17 protein-coding genes are annotated in these 15,862 nt (G+C 60.5%); 10 read left to right on the forward strand and 7 right to left on the reverse strand.

Annotated features, from left to right (window positions below; translation table 11 throughout):
- Positions 1-117 precede the first annotated feature (117 nt).
- From AC1MEW_RS16705 to hcnC, 4 genes are all read left to right on the forward strand, one after another.
- Positions 118-657, forward strand: coding sequence for a hypothetical protein (locus AC1MEW_RS16705; protein WP_201257076.1), 540 nt, complete (start codon positions 118-120; stop codon positions 655-657).
- 244 nt (positions 658-901) lie between these two features.
- Positions 902-1,216 (forward strand): (2Fe-2S)-binding protein, encoded by a 315-nt coding sequence (locus AC1MEW_RS16710; protein WP_480427113.1) that lies wholly within the window; start codon positions 902-904, stop codon positions 1,214-1,216.
- On the forward strand, positions 1,213-2,622 hold the full coding sequence (gene hcnB, locus AC1MEW_RS16715; protein WP_480427115.1) for a cyanide-forming glycine dehydrogenase subunit HcnB: 1,410 nt from the start codon (positions 1,213-1,215) through the stop codon (positions 2,620-2,622). The genes AC1MEW_RS16710 and hcnB overlap by 4 nt, the downstream gene beginning before the upstream one ends.
- Positions 2,615-3,874, forward strand: a complete 1,260-nt coding sequence (hcnC, locus tag AC1MEW_RS16720) for a cyanide-forming glycine dehydrogenase subunit HcnC (RefSeq protein WP_480427117.1) — start codon at positions 2,615-2,617, stop codon at positions 3,872-3,874. Before hcnB ends, hcnC begins: the two co-directional genes overlap by 8 nt.
- A gap of 138 nt (positions 3,875-4,012) precedes the next feature.
- Here the strand turns inward: hcnC and AC1MEW_RS16725 are convergent, their stop codons facing one another.
- A complete protein-coding gene (locus AC1MEW_RS16725; protein ID WP_201257072.1) occupies positions 4,013-5,827 on the reverse strand; it encodes a monovalent cation:proton antiporter-2 (CPA2) family protein in 1,815 nt (604 codons plus the stop codon).
- Between the two features lie 292 nt (positions 5,828-6,119).
- Here AC1MEW_RS16725 and AC1MEW_RS16730 point away from each other — a divergent pair, with 292 nt between their 5' ends.
- Positions 6,120-7,034, forward strand: coding sequence for a LysR family transcriptional regulator (locus AC1MEW_RS16730; RefSeq protein WP_201257095.1), 915 nt, complete (start codon positions 6,120-6,122; stop codon positions 7,032-7,034).
- Here AC1MEW_RS16730 and AC1MEW_RS16735 read toward each other — a convergent pair.
- The 3 genes from AC1MEW_RS16735 to AC1MEW_RS16745 all read right to left on the reverse strand — a co-directional run bounded on the left by AC1MEW_RS16735 (position 7,024) and on the right by AC1MEW_RS16745 (position 10,008).
- Positions 7,024-7,794 carry a substrate-binding domain-containing protein gene (locus AC1MEW_RS16735; protein ID WP_322268849.1) on the reverse strand — a complete coding sequence of 257 codons (771 nt, stop codon included), beginning with the start codon at positions 7,792-7,794 and terminating at the stop codon, positions 7,024-7,026. The genes AC1MEW_RS16730 and AC1MEW_RS16735 overlap by 11 nt on opposite strands.
- Positions 7,795-7,821: 27 nt before the next feature.
- Complete coding sequence (gene tcuC / locus AC1MEW_RS16740; protein WP_201204472.1) at positions 7,822-9,114, reverse strand: MFS transporter; 1,293 nt, start codon at positions 9,112-9,114, stop codon at positions 7,822-7,824.
- Positions 9,115-9,402: 288 nt separating this feature from the next.
- Positions 9,403-10,008, reverse strand: a complete 606-nt coding sequence (locus tag AC1MEW_RS16745; RefSeq protein ID WP_201257096.1) for a DJ-1/PfpI family protein — start codon at positions 10,006-10,008, stop codon at positions 9,403-9,405.
- 148 nt (positions 10,009-10,156) lie between these two features.
- Between AC1MEW_RS16745 and AC1MEW_RS16750 the strand changes: the two genes are divergently transcribed.
- Complete coding sequence (locus AC1MEW_RS16750; protein ID WP_201257100.1) at positions 10,157-10,462, forward strand: RcnB family protein; 306 nt, start codon at positions 10,157-10,159, stop codon at positions 10,460-10,462.
- A gap of 34 nt (positions 10,463-10,496) precedes the next feature.
- On the opposite strand, the gene AC1MEW_RS16755 is transcribed toward AC1MEW_RS16750, so the two are convergent.
- The gene (locus AC1MEW_RS16755; RefSeq protein WP_480427122.1) at positions 10,497-11,570 is read right to left on the reverse strand and encodes a diguanylate cyclase domain-containing protein; all 1,074 of its coding nucleotides are present in this window, start codon (positions 11,568-11,570) and stop codon (positions 10,497-10,499) included.
- Between the two features lie 173 nt (positions 11,571-11,743).
- On the opposite strand from AC1MEW_RS16755, the gene AC1MEW_RS16760 reads away from it, so the two are divergent.
- The 3 genes from AC1MEW_RS16760 to dmeF all read left to right on the forward strand — a co-directional run bounded on the left by AC1MEW_RS16760 (position 11,744) and on the right by dmeF (position 13,402).
- Positions 11,744-12,082, forward strand: a complete 339-nt coding sequence (locus tag AC1MEW_RS16760; protein ID WP_169368969.1) for an FKBP-type peptidyl-prolyl cis-trans isomerase — start codon at positions 11,744-11,746, stop codon at positions 12,080-12,082.
- Between the two features lie 101 nt (positions 12,083-12,183).
- Positions 12,184-12,459 carry a metal/formaldehyde-sensitive transcriptional repressor gene (locus AC1MEW_RS16765; protein ID WP_201257098.1) on the forward strand — a complete coding sequence of 92 codons (276 nt, stop codon included), beginning with the start codon at positions 12,184-12,186 and terminating at the stop codon, positions 12,457-12,459.
- Positions 12,460-12,472: 13 nt separating this feature from the next.
- A complete protein-coding gene (gene dmeF / locus AC1MEW_RS16770) occupies positions 12,473-13,402 on the forward strand; it encodes a CDF family Co(II)/Ni(II) efflux transporter DmeF (RefSeq protein ID WP_322268844.1) in 930 nt (309 codons plus the stop codon).
- A 4-nt stretch (positions 13,403-13,406) separates the two neighbouring features.
- On the opposite strand, the gene AC1MEW_RS16775 is transcribed toward dmeF, so the two are convergent.
- Complete coding sequence (locus tag AC1MEW_RS16775; protein WP_480427124.1) at positions 13,407-14,525, reverse strand: cytochrome P450; 1,119 nt, start codon at positions 14,523-14,525, stop codon at positions 13,407-13,409.
- Between the two features lie 82 nt (positions 14,526-14,607).
- Here AC1MEW_RS16775 and AC1MEW_RS16780 point away from each other — a divergent pair, with 82 nt between their 5' ends.
- The gene (locus tag AC1MEW_RS16780; RefSeq protein ID WP_480427126.1) at positions 14,608-15,369 is read left to right on the forward strand and encodes an ArsR/SmtB family transcription factor; all 762 of its coding nucleotides are present in this window, start codon (positions 14,608-14,610) and stop codon (positions 15,367-15,369) included.
- Positions 15,370-15,440: 71 nt separating this feature from the next.
- On the opposite strand, the gene AC1MEW_RS16785 is transcribed toward AC1MEW_RS16780, so the two are convergent.
- Positions 15,441-15,782, reverse strand: coding sequence for a hypothetical protein (locus AC1MEW_RS16785; protein ID WP_322268841.1), 342 nt, complete (start codon positions 15,780-15,782; stop codon positions 15,441-15,443).
- Between the last annotated feature and the right edge of the window lie 80 nt (positions 15,783-15,862).

Raw genomic sequence — 15,862 nt, forward strand, 5'->3', positions numbered from 1 at the left:
GGGAGCGGGCTTGCTCGCGAAAGCGGTATGACATTCAGCATTGATGTTGACTGATACACCGCTTTCGCGAGCAAGCCCGCTCCCACATTTAATTTGTGTACATCAAGGAGAATCAGGTTGGACAAGAAGGAAATCAAACGGCAAATCGTGGCGATGCTCGATGCCGGACGCTCCAAAACCGAGACGTTCAAGGCGTTCTCCGGCGGTGCGATCAAGGACAAGGTGCTGGCTTACTGGATTGGTACACATCCGGACCCGGCGCGACGGGAACAGCATGAGGGCAAGGTTAAAATCCTGCTCGGATTGACTATCGCACAAGCGGTGCTCGGTGCCGTCGCAGGGTTCTTCCTGGGCTCGATGATCGGGCCGAAGGCGACGGTGTTTTTCACCTTGTTCGCTGCACTCATTCCGTTGTGGTTCGCGTACGGCTTTTACAAGAATCGGGCGCAGTACTTCACCATCTACGTGATCCTTTCCCTTAGCCAGTCTGCGCAGATGTTCAAAGGCATTACCGAGGACCCGATTTCGACGCTGATTGGGGCCGCCATCACCCTGGGCATCGTGTTTTATGTCGCCTGGCTCAAGACGCTGCTGTTCCCGGACCTGGCTTTTATCGGTCCGAAAAAAATCAAGGGGCAGTACGTGTTTTCCAACTGACGGCCGGGCCAGCGCGGGGCGGGTTTCACTGGCGTAGATCAATATTTCGAACTGAAATATCGCTTAACGTAAATGAATCAAGCCCTCGCTGCGGCATCAACTACAGTGCTTCGGTGCGCAGCTATTGCTGCTGACGAAGTATCAGTGCAGACCTCCTCGTTTTTTGCGTATCAGTTGGCCAGCAAGGTGTAGTGCAGCATGGAGCTGACAAACCCACCTGAACCTTTCACGGAAGAACATCGCAATGCAACGCTTAGACAGAACCTTCGATATCCAGCCGCTGGTAAGGGCGGATATGACTTTGCACATCAACGGCCAAGCGGTTAGCGCCGCCATCGGCGAAACCATCCTCACGGTCATTCAATCCCTTGGTCTGCGCCAGGTGGCTCGCAACGATCACGATCAAATCAGCGGCGCCTATTGCGGCATGGGCGTGTGCCAATGCTGCCTGGTGAAAATCAATGGCCGGCACAAGCGCCGCGCCTGCCAGACCGTCGCGCGTGACGGCATGACCGTCGAAACCCAGGTCAATCGCATCGCCGAGCAGGAGGCTTTATGAGCCTGCATCCGGTGATCGTCGGCGGCGGCCCGGCGGGCATGGCCGCGGCCATTGAACTGGCCCGGCATGGCGTGCGTAGCATCTTGCTGGAAGAAGCCTCGCGACTCGGCGGTGTGGTCTATCGCGGGCCGCTGCGCGATGGCGTTCAGCTCGACTATCTGGGGCCGCGTTATTCCGAAATCCTCAGCCGATTGCACGGCGAGTTTGAGGAACAGTCGGGGTTGATCGACGTGCGCTTGAACCATCGCGTGGTCGGTGCCGAGGGCACTCGCGCATTGGTGGTACTGGACGCCGATGAGCACCTGCACGAAATCGCCTACCCGCAATTGCTGCTGGCTGCCGGTTGCCACGAGCGCAGCGTGCCGTTTCCTGGCTGGACCTTGCCCGGTGTGATCCTGCTCGGCGGGTTGCAGCTGCAAATCAAGAGCGGCGTGGTCAAGCCTCAAGGGCCGGTGGTCATCACCGGCACCGGGCCGTTGCTGCCATTGGTGGCGTGTCAGTTGCACGCGTCCGGGGTGACGGTCGCCGGGGTGTATGAAGCGTGCGCGTTCGGCAAAATCGCCCGGGAAAGCCTGGCGCTGCTGAACAAGCCACAGCTGTTTCTCGATGGCCTGAGCATGTTGGCGTTCATGAAAATGCACGGCATCCCCATGCATTACGGCTGGGGCGTGGTCGAGGCCCAGGGCGATGGCGAGTTGCAATCTGTCACCGTAGCGCCGTATTCGCGCACTTGGGTGCCGGACCTGAGCCGCGCCGAACAGATCACCGCCCAGACCCTGGCGGTCGGTTACGGCTTCATTCCTCGTACTCAGCTCAGTCAGCAAATGGGCCTGAACCACGGCTTCAGCGACGACGGCTACCTGCGTGCCAACGCCAATATCTGGCAGCAAAGCAATGAACTGCACGTGCACCTGGCTGGCGACATGGGCGGGATTCGCGGCGGTGAAGCGGCGATGCTGGCAGGGCGGATCGCGGCGCTATCGATGTTGCTGCAACGGGATGTTCTGGACACGGAGCTGGCGCTGGTCAGGCGTGACCGCTTCCTGTCGAAGCTCAAGGCGATTGTGCGTTTCCGTGCGGCGGTTGACCGCTACACCGGGCGCGGCGCCGGGCAGACCGCATTGCCGGCCGCGGACACCGTGATCTGCCGCTGCGAGCACGCCACCCGCGCCGACATTGACCGGGCACTGGACCAGGGCGTGCAAGACATGGCCAGCCTGAAAATGCGCACCCGCGTCAGCATGGGCGACTGTCAGGGGCGGATGTGCGTCGGCTATTGCAGCGACAGGCTGCGCGAAGCCACCGGGCGCCAGGACGTGGGCTGGCTGCGACCGCGCTTTCCGATCGACCCGATTCCGTTTTCAGCCTTTCACAACGCCGCCACGGAGGCCGCCAGCCATGAGTAAGTTCTATGACGTGGTCATTGCCGGCGGCGGCGTGATCGGGGCGTCCTGCGCCTATCAACTGTCCAAGCGCAAAGACCTTAAGGTCGCGTTGATCGACTTCAAGCGGCCGGGCAACGCGACCCGGGCATCGGCCGGCGGTTTGTGGGCCATCGGTGAATCAGTCGGGCTGGGCTGCGGGGTGATCTTCTTTCGGATGATGTCAGCCAACCGCAAGCGTGAAGCCCACGGTTCAGCCGTGGTGGTCGACTCCAGCACGCCGCACATCCTGCCGCAGTCGTTCTTCGATTTCGCCTTGCAGTCCAACGCCATGTACCCGGAGCTGCACAAAGAATTGCAGGACAACCACGGCATGGACTTCAAGTTCGAGAAGACCGGGCTGAAGTTCGTGATCTACGACGATGAAGACCGGCTCTACGCCGAGCACATCGTCGCCTGCATTCCGCACCTGGCGGATCAGGTGCGCTGGCTCGATCAAGCCGCACTGCGCGAAGCCGAACCCGCCGTCAGCCATGAGGCGAGGGGGGCGCTGGAGTTTCTCTGCGACCATCAGGTCAGCCCGTTCCGCCTGGCCGACGCCTATACCGAAGGCGCGCGGCAGAACGGCGTGGACATGTACTTCAACACCAACGTCACCGGCGTGTTGCACCACGGCTCGCGAGTCACCGGCGTGCAAACCGCCGAGGCCGGGGTGTTTCATTGCAACACCCTGATCAACGCGGCGGGCGCCTGGGCTGCAGACTTGAGTGAACAGGCTACCGGCATTCGCATTCCGGTGAGCCCGGTGAAGGGCCAGATCCTGCTGACCGAGCGCATGCCGAAGATCCTGCGTGGCTGCCTGACCACCAGCGATTGCTACGTGGCGCAGAAGGACAACGGCGAGATCCTGATCGGCAGCACCACCGAGGACAAAGGCTTCGACGTCACCACCACCTACCCGGAGATTGCTGGATTGGTGCAAGGCGCCGTGCGCTGCATTCCGGAGTTGGCGGACGTGAATCTCAAGCGTACCTGGGCCGGGTTGCGACCGGGGTCACCGGATGAACTGCCGATTCTTGGGCCGATGAAAGGGGTGCAAGGGTATCTCAATGCTTGTGGGCATTTCCGCACTGGCATCCTGACGTCGGCGATTACCGGGGTGCTGCTGGATAAACTGGTGAACGACGAGCCGTTGCCGCTGGACATCACGCCGTTCCTGGCGGACCGGTTTGAGGTGAAGGCTGCGGTTGAGGTGAAGGCGCTGGAGTTGGCCTGATCTGATACCGCGTCATCGTTCTTCGCGAGCAGGCTCGCTCCCACAGGGGATCTCAGTCGTACACATATTCTGTGTCCACCGAAGATCCCTGTGGGAGCGAGCCTGCTCGCGAAGACGGTCCAACGGTCGCGCAAGGACTCAAGCCTTGCCCGATTTCTCTTCCTCTTCCAACTGATCCGATTCAAATAACTTGGCCAATTCCGCCCGGGCTTCCTGCGCCGTCTGCAAGACCTTCGCCGCATCGTCATAAACCGCATGCTGCGCCTCGAGCACCTGTTCATCGTGATGCTTGAAGCGTTTGATCCGCGCATCGGCCTGTGCCTGGGTCAGCCCGAGGCCAACCAGCGTCCGCCGGCTCATTTCCAGGCTGGAATAGTAGGTTTCCCGAATCGCCTCGGCACCCAGGTCGACCAAGCGGTGAACGTGCTGACGGTTACGCGCCCGGGCGATGATTTTGATGTGCGGATACAAACGGTGCACCACCTCCGCAGTCTTGATGTTGGTGTCCGGATCATCGGTGGCGATGATGAAATATTCCGCCTGCTCAACCTTGGCCGCGCTGAGAATTTCCGGGCGCATCGGGTCGCCGTAGAACACCGGCACGCCGCCGAAACTGCGGGACAGTTCGATGGTTTCCACCGATGTATCCAGCGCCACGAACTTGATGTTCTGCGCGCGCAAAATCCGTGCAACGATCTGGCCCATCCGGCCCATGCCGGCGATCACCACACGTGGCGCATCGGTGTCGATTTCGCGGAATTTCTCTGGCACCACCACCGGTTGCACCTTGGGCGAATACAGCCGCGCGCAGAGCAGCAACAGCAGCGGCGTCACTGCCATGGACAGGGTGATTGTCAGCACCAGCAAGTCGTACAGGCGCGGCTCGAACAAGCCTTGGTCGCGACCGATCTTGAACACCACAAACGCAAATTCACCACCGGCCGCGAGCACGATGCCGAGACGAATCGCACTGACCCTGCCCAATCCACCGGCGAGGCGACCAACGACAAACAGCAGCGGCAGCTTGATCGCGATCAGCAACAAAGTCAGCCCCAGCACCGTGATCGGCGCGCTCAACAGCAGACTCAGGTTGGCGCCCATGCCGACGCTGATGAAGAACAACCCCAGCAGCAAACCTTTGAACGGTTCGATCTGCGCTTCCAGTTCGTGACGGTATTCGGAGTCCGCCAGCAGCAAACCGGCAAGGAACGCGCCCAGCGCCATCGAGACGCCGACCAAGTCCATCAACCACGCCGTGCCGATCACCACCAGCAACGCCGTGGCGGTGGACACTTCCGGCAGACCTGTCTTGGCCACCACCCGGAACACCGGCCGCAGTAGGTAACGCCCGCCGATCACCACCACCGCGATACTGCCCAGCACCCGCAAACCGTGATTCAGATCTTCAGCGGCACTGGTGGTGTGATCACCGCCGGCCAGCAACGGCACCATGGCGATCAACGGGATCGCGGCGATGTCCTGGAACAGCAGAATCGCAAACGCCAGCCGCCCGTGGGGGCTGGTCAGTTCCTTGCGCTCGGCCAGGCTTTGCAGGCCGAACGCGGTGGACGACAACGCCAGACCCAGGCCCAACACCATCGCGCTGTTCAGCGACTGGCCGAACACGAACAACGCCAGCACACCAATCACCGAACCGGTCAGCAGCACCTGCGCCAGACCGACGCCAAACACCGATTTACGCATCACCCACAAACGTCGCGGCGACAGCTCCAGGCCAATGATAAACAGCAGCAACACCACCCCAAGTTCGGAGATATGGCTGACGCTTTGCGGGTTGCCGATCAAGCCCAGCACCGACGGCCCGATGATCACCCCGGCAAACAGATAACCCAGCACAGCGCCTAATTGCAGACGTTTGGCCAACGGCACGGTGAGCACCGCCGCGAACAAAAACACGACAGCGGCTTGCAACAGGTTGCCTTCATGGGGCATGGCGAAACTCCATAGACTCGGTACGGCGGGGGAAGCAAGGATAAAGGCTGGGGCAGCGTGCGTCAGCTATGCCGTTGCGATGATGGTGCCTGATGTACCGCCTTCGCGAGCAAGCTCGCTCCCACATTGGATCTCGGTAGTACACAAATTTCGTGGTCGGCAGGGAAACCTGTGGGAGTGAGCCTGCTCGCGATGGCGGCTTGGAAGTCGCCGCTATACGGTTACATTTTGCATCAATTAGTTACATTCATAGGATAAGCTGATCAATCTGCCCGTCCCCCGAGTGCGCACCATGGCCATCAACTTCGACCTGAACGATCTGCAAGCCTTCCGCGCCGTGGTTGAGCAGGGCAGTTTTCGCAAGGCTGCCGATACGGTGCGCATCTCCCAACCGGCCTTGAGCCGACGTATTGAAAAGCTTGAAGACGCCCTCGGCGTGAAGCTGTTCGAGCGCACCACCCGCAAGGTCAGCCTGACCCAGGCCGGGCGTGGTTTCATCCCCAGCGTCGAGCGATTGCTGGACGATCTGGACGTGGCGCTGCTGGGCATCAGCGAAGTCGCCTCAACCCGGCTCGGGCATGTCACCGTCGCCTGCGTGCCGTCGGCGGCGTACTACTTTATGCCGCGGGTGATCGCTCATTACCACCGGCAATTTCCCCGGATCAAGGTCAAGGTGCTCGATTCCAGCGCCCACGACGTGCTGAGCGCCGTGGTCAACGGCGAGGCGGATTTTGGCCTGAGCTTCTTGGGCACGCTGGAAGCCGAGATCGATTTTGAACCGCTGGTGCAAGAGGGCTACGTGGTGGCCTGTCGGCGCGATCACCCGTTGGCCGGGCGCAGCAGCGTGACATGGGATGAGTTTTACCAGCAGGACTACATCTCGCTCGACAAGACTTCGGGCAACCGTTTTTTGCTCGATCAAGCGCTCGCCGGCGTAGTGCCGCAGCGGCCGAGCATCTGCGAAACCCGTCACGTCACGACGATGATCGGGCTGGTGGAAGCTGGGCTGGGCGTGGCGGCAGTGCCGATGATGGCGATGCCAGCGGAAGATCACCCGATTCTGACCCGGGTACCGCTGACCGATCCATTGGTGATGCGCAGTGTCGGGCTACTGAAGCGCCGGGGTCGCACGTTGACCCCGGCAGCCTTGGAACTGGAAAGGCTGGTGGTGGCAATGAAAGTCCAGCCGCCAGCGGTCAGCGGCTGACCGAGTCCAGCCCGGTGGCTTGCACCTGCGGTTGAACGGCCGGGGAGGCCAGGTAGTCCAGCAACGCCTTGGCCTCGGCCGGGTGTTGCGCGCCCACCGGAATGCCGGCGGCGAAACGGGTCACCGATTGCACCGACTCCGGAATCTTCGCCACAAAACTCACCCCCGGCACCGGCAGCAATTCGCTGACCTGCTGGAAGCCCAGTTGATAATCGCCGGTTGCAACCACCGAGCCCACCGGGATTTTCGGGATCATCTTCGACTTCGGCTTGAGTTGCTCTTCGATGCCCAACTTCTTGAACAACTGCTCCTCGATGTACACACCGCTGGCGCTATCGGAATAGGCTACCGACTTGGCGTCGAGCAGGGTCTTTTTCAAAGCCTCGACCGAACTGATGTCCGGTTTCGCTGCGCCTTCGCGCACCACCAGGCCAATCCGCGAATCCGCCAGTTCCACCCGTGAAGCCGGGTCGACTTTGCCTTGTTTGATCAGGTCGTCCAGCGCGTAGCCGACCATGATCACCACATCTGCTTTTTCACCGCGAGCCAGGCGATTGGGGATCGCTTCCGGCGCCTTACCCATCGATGGGCCGAGGTCGGTGTGCAGGGTGTTGCCGGTGGATGCGGCGAATTCCGGGCCGAGGATTTTGTAGGCAGCGGTGAAGCCGCCGGACGTCATCACACGGATTTCTTCGGCTTGGGCGACGGTGCTCAAACTGGCGATCAGGACCAGCGCTGCATAGCTGAAAAGCTTTTTCATCGATTATTTCTCGCAGTCAAAGGTCAATCACGACACGGCGGGTTGCAGGCGACCGGTGGAGCGGCGATAGAGAAACAGCGTCGCGCACAACGCGCAGAGCGCGGCAAAACTCATCCAGTAACCCGGTGCAGCCTTGTCGCCGGTGTACTGGATCAGCAACGTCGACATCGCCGGAGTGAAACCACCGAACACCGCCGTGGCCAGGCTATACGCCAACGAGAACCCGGCGACCCGCACTTCCACCGGCATGATTTCGGTGAGGGCGGCGACCATCGCGCCGTTGTACAAGCCATAGATGAACGACAGCCACAGCAACACCAGCAGCATGTTGGTGAAACTCGGTGCGTTCACCAGATAAGTCAGCGCCGGATAGGCCGTGGACAGGGTCAGCAGCGACATGGCAATCAGCACCGGGCGCCGGCCGATACGGTCGGACAAGGCGCCGCCAATCGGCAGCCAGAAGAAGTTCGAAACACCCACCAGTAACGTCACCAGCAACGCATCGGAGGTGCTCAAGTGCAGCACGGTTTTGCCGAAGGTCGGCGCGTACACGGTGATCAGGTAAAACGCGGTGGTGGTCAGGGCGACCATCATCATCCCGCCGAGCACGATGCCCCAGTTCTGCGCCAGGGTGCGGAACACTTCGCCCATGCTCGGGCGGTGTTTGCGCGCAGCGAACTCGGCGGTTTCTTCCAGGTTGCGGCGCAGGAAAAAGATGAACGGCACGATCATGCAGCCAACGAAAAACGGAATCCGCCAGCCCCAATCGGCAATCATCGTCGGCGCCATCCATTGGTTCAGCCCATAGCCCAGCGCTGCCGCGACAATGATCGCCACTTGCTGGCTGGCCGACTGCCAACTGGTGAAAAAGCCCTTGTTGCCCGGCGTGGCAATCTCCGAGAGGTACACCGAGACGCCACCCATTTCCGCACCGGCCGAGAAACCTTGCAGTAAGCGGCCAATCAACACGAGGGCCGGTGCAAACAGTCCGATGGTTTCGTATCCGGGCACCAGCACAATCAGAATCGTGCCGCTGGCCATGATCGACAGCGTGACGATCAAGCCTTTGCGCCGGCCCACATCATCGATGTAAGCGCCCAGCACCACAGCGCCGAGCGGGCGCATCAGGAACCCGGCGCCGAACACCGCGAAAGTCATCATCAGCGAGGCAAACTCACTGCTGGCCGGGAAGAACACGGCGGCGATCTGGGTGGCGTAGAAGCCGAAAAGGAAGAAGTCGAACTGTTCGAGGAAGTTGCCGGAGGTCACCCGGAAAATCGAACCGGCGTGAGAACGCCCGGAAGGGATTGATGCTGTCATTGACGTGTACTCCACCGCTTTTATGACGTGCGCCGCGTGGGGGCAGCGCACGGTTCTTATTGGCGCGGATAGTGGAACAGGGGGATCGATATGTTAATTGCATAGTTGGCATGCATTGATGCGTGAAGCGGATCAATGCGCTTGGTATTGATGTCGCCTGACACGACGCCTTCGCGAGCAAGCCCGCTCCCACAAGGGATTTGCCGCGAACACAAAATCTGTGAACAACAGCGATCAACTGTGGGAGTGAGCTTGCTCGCGATGACGGTCTAACCGGCAACCCATCAGTCAGATATACGCCTCGATATGCGCCATCCCCCGCGCCACATAATTTTCCTTCTCACCCACCGGCGCAAAGTAGTGCAGGACTTCCCGCGCCGTTTCAACACCCTTGAGCCGGGCTAACACCCACGCCGACAAGTATTGCGCCGACAAACAACCGCCCGCCGTGGCGATGTTGCCATTGGCATAAAACGCCTGATTCACGATATTGGCCCCGGCCGCCTGCACCCAGGGTTTGCTGGTGGTGTCGGTGCAGGCCGGCGTATCGCCGAGCAGCCCGAGCTTGGCCAGCAGGAACGTGCCGGAGCATTGCGAGCCCAGCAGTTGCCGCGCCGGGTCGAATTTCAGTTGATCCATGATCACCGGGTCGCTGGCCACTTCCCGGGTCTTCATGCCACTGCCGAACAGCACTGCATCGGCGGCGCAGGCTTGCTGCAGATCGATGTGCGAATCGATGGTCAAACCGTTCATCGACGTCACTCGTGGCGTTGGCGACGCAATGCTCACCCGCCAGTCCTGGTCCCCCAGCAGCGAAACGCGGCTGAGCATGCCATAGGCAATCAGCGAATCCAGTTCGTTGAAACCGTCGAAGGTCAAAATGGCGATGTGCATGGCGAATCCCGATGTTTTTTCGCAGCCTACGCCGACCCGGCGCGACGTCTCCCGTACAGTGGGCCGCAGAATCATCGCTACAGTAAGGAATGATTCGCCACGCGCGCAGTCGGAACTCAGTAACCACGACATCCCAAGAGGTTCACCGATGAACAGCAAAACCCTTATCGCCAGCCTCGCCCTTGTCGCCGGTATCGCCGCTATCAATCCCATCGTTCAAGCCGCCGAGCCGCAGAAAACCGTCCAGCCCGGCGTCAACAACTCCCGCAGCCTGGTGAAAGGCGATCGCGCGCCGGAGGTTTATCAGCGCAGCGAAAAAGCCGTGAAAAACTGGAAGGCGAAAGGCCTGAAGGCGCCGACGTCTGATGCGCAGTGGGTGCAGATCAATGACAAATACATGATGGTGTTGATTACCAGCGGGACGATTGTGGATGTCACGCCGGTGGAGCGGTAAGCCTCAGAACTAGAGTCTTGGCGCTCGTGCGAAGCTACTCGCTGTGCACGCGCATCGGGCTGTTGGTCCCCAACCGATACTGATTATTCCCACTGCGTTTCGCCTCATACATCGCCAGATCCGCAATATGAATCAGCCGATCCATGCTCGGCGCATGATCCGGGAACACCGCGACCCCAAGGCTGGTGCCGATGTGTCGTTGATCATTGCCAATCGTCACTGGCGGTGAGAGTTCGACGAAGATTTTCTGGCAGATGCTGCGGGCTTCATCTTGCAGGTTGATGCCTTGCGGCAGGCCTTGGAGGATCACCACGAATTCGTCGCCGCCAATCCGCGCGACGGTGTCGGTTGAGCGCAGGATTCTCTTGAGTCGCGTGGCGGTGGTGACCAGCACCCGGTCGCCAGCCGCGTGGCCGTAATGGTCGTTGATTGCCTTGAAACCATTGAGGTCGACAAACACCAGCGCCACCCGTGTGGCGCTGATGCGTGCCTGTTCCAGTGCCTCGGACAGGCGCTCTTCGAGCACCAGGCGATTGGGCAGGCCGGTCAGCGGGTCGTAATGGGCCAGGTGTTGCAGGTAACTGGCGGACGCCTTTTCTTCGGTGATGTCGCGGACCACGCCCATCATCTTGATCGTGGCGTCGTGATCGTTCTTCACCACATTGCCGGTCTCGCGCAACCAGCGGATGGTGCCGTCGGGCCAGACCACGCGGTATTCCTCGTCATGGTTCTCGCCGGTTTCCAGGCAACGCAGCTCTCCGGCGCGGACCTTGGCCCGGTCGTCCGGGTGCACGCAGGAACAGAACAGGGCGTAGGAGGGCGTGACTTCACCGATCTTGAACCCGAACATGCCGTAGATCGCCTCCGACCAATAGAGCTTGTCGGTGTCCACTTCCCAGTCCCAAGTGCCGATGCGGGCGAAGTACTGGCTGCGTTTAAAGCGCTCGGCGTCACCGTCCAGATGGATGTTTTGTCCCGTGGAAAGACTGGCGATCAGCGCACGGCATTCGACCAGTTGCTGTTGCAGGGAATACTGGCGACAGACCAGCGCAACAAGCACGGCAAGCATCACTGAGCCAATGGCAGCGCTGATCCAGAGGACACTCATTCAGGGATGGCCGTCATGGCGAGTTTAACCGTGGGGGGATGGCGCATATATTAGTTCACGCTTACTGCCGGAAATAGATCTAAACCGCTCCGAACGGTTGCCAATTGCCTGCAATTCTGGGAAAACGCTGCCCATGAAGCCCTTTCGAGGGTGTGAACAGACGAGTGCATGTAATGAATGATGAGCTTCAGGTAATCGACCTTGAGTTGGGCGACGGCAAAGCAGCGGTCAAAGGCGCGCTGATCACCACTCAATATCGCGGATGGCTGGAAGACGGCACCGAATTCGATTCCTCCTACAGCCGTGGCAAACCTTTTCAGTGCGTGATTGGGACTGGGCGGGTGATCAAGGGTTGGGACCAGGGGATCATGGGCATGCAGGTCGGCGGCAAACGCAAGCTGCTGGTGCCGGCGCATCTGGCGTATGGCGAACGGACGATGGGCGCGATAACGCCGAATTCGAATTTGATTTTCGAGATTGAATTGCTGGAAGTGCTGACGCGGGATGATTGAAGACGCTAACGCCGTCCAGCTGTAGAAACTTCCAGTAACACCTTGCCAGCCCCGGCCATATCAGTGACTATGCTCGCCAGATAGGGGTAGGGGGTATAGGTATGTCGCACATTCACGAACACAAAGACGATTTGCTCAACCGAGTTCGGCGCATTGCCGGGCAGGTTCAGGCGGTGGAGAAGGCGCTCGAGTCTGACGCCGACTGCGCCAAGACCTTACACCTGGTCGCGGCGATCCGTGGCGCGGTCAACGGTTTGCTGGATCAGTTCATCGACGCCCACGCCCGTGAGCACGTGGCCCATCCCGATCTCAGCAACGAAGAACGCGCCCAAGGCGTGGAAGACTTGCTGCAAGCCATCCGCCGTTATTCGAAATAGAGTTGCAACCCACATGACACTGACACCTCAGGCTTCAAGCTTCGCCCACGATCACATGTTCCTCGGTGCATCCCACGATGAAAACGCCCGCCGCACATTGTGGGTGGTGGCGTTGACCTTCGTGATGATGATTGGCGAAATCGCCGCCGGTTACATCACCGGCTCCATGGCGCTGCTGGCAGACGGTTTCCACATGGCGACCCATGCCGTGGCCCTGGGCATCGCAGCGGCGGCCTACGCGTTTGCCCGGCGTCATGCCAGTAATGCGCGATTCAGTTTCGGCACGGGCAAGGTCGGTGACCTGGCCGGTTTTGCCTCGGCGATGGTGCTGGGGCTGGTGTCGCTCGGTATTGCCGGCGAGTCGATCCTGCGTCTGTTCCAGCCGACCACGGTGGCCTTCACCGAGGCGACGGTGATTGCCGTGGTGGGGCTGGCGGTAAACATCGCCAGCGCGTTTCTGCTGGCGGGTAATCATGGTCATCATGGCCATGATCACGGCCACAGCCACGACCATGGTCATCATCACGACAACAATCTGCGTTCAGCCTACGTCCACGTACTGGCCGATGCCTTGACCTCGATCCTGGCCATCGCCGCGTTGCTCGCCGGCCGTTATTTGGGCTGGGTCTGGCTCGATCCGGCGATGGGCATCGTCGGCGCCATCGTGATCGCGAATTGGGCCTATGGCCTGATGCGTGACAGCGCCGCCGTGCTGCTCGATACCACTGATGAACACGTGGCCGAGGAAATTCGCGAGTTGCTGGAGTCGTCGGGGGACGTGACCATCAGTGACCTGCACGTCTGGCAGGTCGGCCCTGACGCGCGGGCGGCGATTGTCAGCGTGGTCGCGGCGGCCAGCGTCAGTGCCGAGGTGATTCGCGAGCGTCTGGCGCCGGTTCATGAGTTGTCTCACCTGACGGTGGAACACCGCACCGCCGCGTAAGCGTTCATGTTTGTACCTCCCTGAACAGCGGAATACGACCGTTCAAGGATGGGCGGTAGTGCCAGGTCAAACGCTCCAGCGCAGGTTTCATCGCCAGAATCTGCGTCAGCGTGGCGGTGGCGATACTCAATGCCAGCCTCTGCCCGGGGCATTGGTGGCGGCCGGAACCGAAGGTAAAGCTGCGACGATTCGGACGGTCGAGAAGAAAAACGTCAGGGTTGTCATTGAGCTGCGAATCGCGGTTGGCTGAGGCCAGCAACACCAGGATCGCGTCGCTGGGGTTCAGGCTCACGCCGGCTATTTCGCAAGGTGCGGCGACGAAACGACGGGTGTTCTGCACCGATGGATCGAAGCGTTGGACTTCTGAAATCAGAACGTCAATGGATGCCGAATCACGCTGCAACGATGGATTGCGAATCAACGTCACCAACGCATTACCGATCAGCCCAGCCGTGGCTTCATAGGCCTGGGAGCACAGCCCGATCAGATTGGCGATCAGCCTCTCGTTATCCGAAGCACCGAACCGCTGCTTGATGTCGCTCAACAGTGGGCTTTGCGCGCCCGGATCATCCAGCAACTCAATGAAATAACCCCGCAACTGTTCAGTCGCCCCATGCGCAGCATCCAGTTGAGCCTGGCTACTCAGCGGCGATAGGCAGGCCACGAAGTCCGCCGTCAACTCACTGATCATCCGACCCTGAGCAGGGGAGAACCCCAACAACGCCGCCACCACGCACACCGGACCGCGGAACATCGCTTTGGACAGACCCTCGGCGTCCGGGGTGATCAACCGCGCATTGACCAAAGCTTGCACTTCATTCCGGTCGATCAACGCCAGTCCCGGCTCAATCGCCGACCTCGGGCAGCGCTGCGGTTCACCTTCATTCATCCGCATCAACCGACCGAATACTTCGCCGGCCAATCCTTCAACAATCGTCTTGGGCACCGGCTCACTCAGCGGGCGCACCTGGCAGTCCGGATGCGCGAACACCGCCGCCACGGCGTCAGCACTGCTGGCCACCCACAGTTTCAGTCCTTGATGAAAAACCAGCCCACCCTCGGCGCGCAGTTGCGCGTAATACGGGTAAGGGTCGGCATGAGTCGCAGCGATGATCGGGTCCATGGGTCGCAGCCTTGTTCGTGGTGGGAAAAGTGTTGCTACTATCTCCAGTCCAACCAGGCCTTGATTCGTCCGGGAGCGAAATATGAACGTTGAACAACACGACATCGGCGTTTCTCAAGTGGCGGCCGCGATTGCGGAGCCGGCCCGGACGAAAATCCTCTGCTCGTTGATGGACGGCCACGCCCGCACCAGCACCGAGCTGGCGGCGATTGCCGAGGTCAGTGCCTCCACCGCCAGCGCGCACTTGGCCAAACTCAAGGAATCGGCGCTGGTGCGGCTGCACGTTCAGGGCCGCCATCGTTATTACAGCCTCGCGGACAAGCGTGTGGCCCAAGCACTGGAAGCCTTGATGGAGCTCGGCCAGAACGCCGCGCCGACGTTCAATTCGCGCACCCCGGATCGCCTGCAATTCGCCCGCACTTGCTACGACCACATGGCCGGCACCCTGGCGGTGTTGCTGCATGACCGGATGATCGAGGCGGGGTGGTTGCTGGAAACCGATGAGCAGGTTTATCAACTGAGCGAGAGCGGCGAGGCGTTGTTCGAGGGCTTGGGGGTTGAGGTCAAGGATTTGAGCGCGTTGCGCCGGCGGTTTGCCTGCCCGTGCCTGGACTGGAGTATGCGCCGGCCGCATTTGGGCGGTTCACTGGGGGCGGCGTTGTTGCAAACGGCGATCAAGCGCAAATGGGTGACCCAGGATCTGGACAGTCGGGCGTTGGCGTTGACGGCGTTGGGGCGTAAGGAGATTGGGGTGCGGTTTGATGTGGTGGTGCCGGATTCGTCGATTCAACAGGTCAAGATCAAAAGATCGCAGCCTTCGGCAGCTCCTACGGGGGGCTTGTGATTCGTCAAGGAGATTGGGCTGCGGCGTGATTTATGTAGGCGCTGGCGCAGCCTGCGATCTTTTGATCTGCCCTACGCCCGGAAATCCCAGACAATTTCCACCACTCGTATCGCCAACACCAGGTAAACCAGAAACAAGACCACCTGAAACGCTGTGTGATACGGCAACCGAGACAAGCGCCGCAAACCGTCGCTGACATTGAGCACCATCAGCAGCGCCGACACCGCGATCAGCGACCAGCCCGCTACGTCCGCGGCGAACAGTCCCAGGAACATGTGATGGCTGCTGTGCAGCGCATTAGTGCCTGCCGCGAGCAGCAACGCGCACACCAGCAGGTTCTTGATGTTGTCGAACACTTGCGTGGTGAACTCAGTGTCCAGCAAGGCCAGATACTTTCGCCAGAGTTTGCCCATGGTGTGGAGAGCGCCTATTGATCGGTTGCCGGCAAGTCTAGTGACCTTTTGCATGAAAGCACTAGCGAAAAAAAGCCCGG

This window comes from Pseudomonas sp. ASL4, from assembly GCF_056680395.1.

Coding starts and splice junctions, on each gene's coding strand:
- AC1MEW_RS16710 (WP_480427113.1), top strand. CDS start 902: ATGCAACGCTTAGACAGAACCTTCGATATCCAGCCGCTGGTAAGGGCG.
- hcnB (WP_480427115.1), top strand. CDS start 1,213: ATGAGCCTGCATCCGGTGATCGTCGGCGGCGGCCCGGCGGGCATGGCC.
- hcnC (WP_480427117.1), top strand. CDS start 2,615: ATGAGTAAGTTCTATGACGTGGTCATTGCCGGCGGCGGCGTGATCGGG.
- AC1MEW_RS16725 (WP_201257072.1), bottom strand. CDS start 5,827: ATGCCCCATGAAGGCAACCTGTTGCAAGCCGCTGTCGTGTTTTTGTTC.
- AC1MEW_RS16730 (WP_201257095.1), top strand. CDS start 6,120: ATGGCCATCAACTTCGACCTGAACGATCTGCAAGCCTTCCGCGCCGTG.
- AC1MEW_RS16735 (WP_322268849.1), bottom strand. CDS start 7,794: ATGAAAAAGCTTTTCAGCTATGCAGCGCTGGTCCTGATCGCCAGTTTG.
- tcuC (WP_201204472.1), bottom strand. CDS start 9,114: ATGACAGCATCAATCCCTTCCGGGCGTTCTCACGCCGGTTCGATTTTC.
- AC1MEW_RS16745 (WP_201257096.1), bottom strand. CDS start 10,008: ATGCACATCGCCATTTTGACCTTCGACGGTTTCAACGAACTGGATTCG.
- AC1MEW_RS16750 (WP_201257100.1), top strand. CDS start 10,157: ATGAACAGCAAAACCCTTATCGCCAGCCTCGCCCTTGTCGCCGGTATC.
- AC1MEW_RS16755 (WP_480427122.1), bottom strand. CDS start 11,570: ATGAGTGTCCTCTGGATCAGCGCTGCCATTGGCTCAGTGATGCTTGCC.
- AC1MEW_RS16760 (WP_169368969.1), top strand. CDS start 11,744: ATGAATGATGAGCTTCAGGTAATCGACCTTGAGTTGGGCGACGGCAAA.
- AC1MEW_RS16765 (WP_201257098.1), top strand. CDS start 12,184: ATGTCGCACATTCACGAACACAAAGACGATTTGCTCAACCGAGTTCGG.
- dmeF (WP_322268844.1), top strand. CDS start 12,473: ATGACACTGACACCTCAGGCTTCAAGCTTCGCCCACGATCACATGTTC.
- AC1MEW_RS16775 (WP_480427124.1), bottom strand. CDS start 14,525: ATGGACCCGATCATCGCTGCGACTCATGCCGACCCTTACCCGTATTAC.
- AC1MEW_RS16780 (WP_480427126.1), top strand. CDS start 14,608: ATGAACGTTGAACAACACGACATCGGCGTTTCTCAAGTGGCGGCCGCG.
- AC1MEW_RS16785 (WP_322268841.1), bottom strand. CDS start 15,782: ATGGGCAAACTCTGGCGAAAGTATCTGGCCTTGCTGGACACTGAGTTC.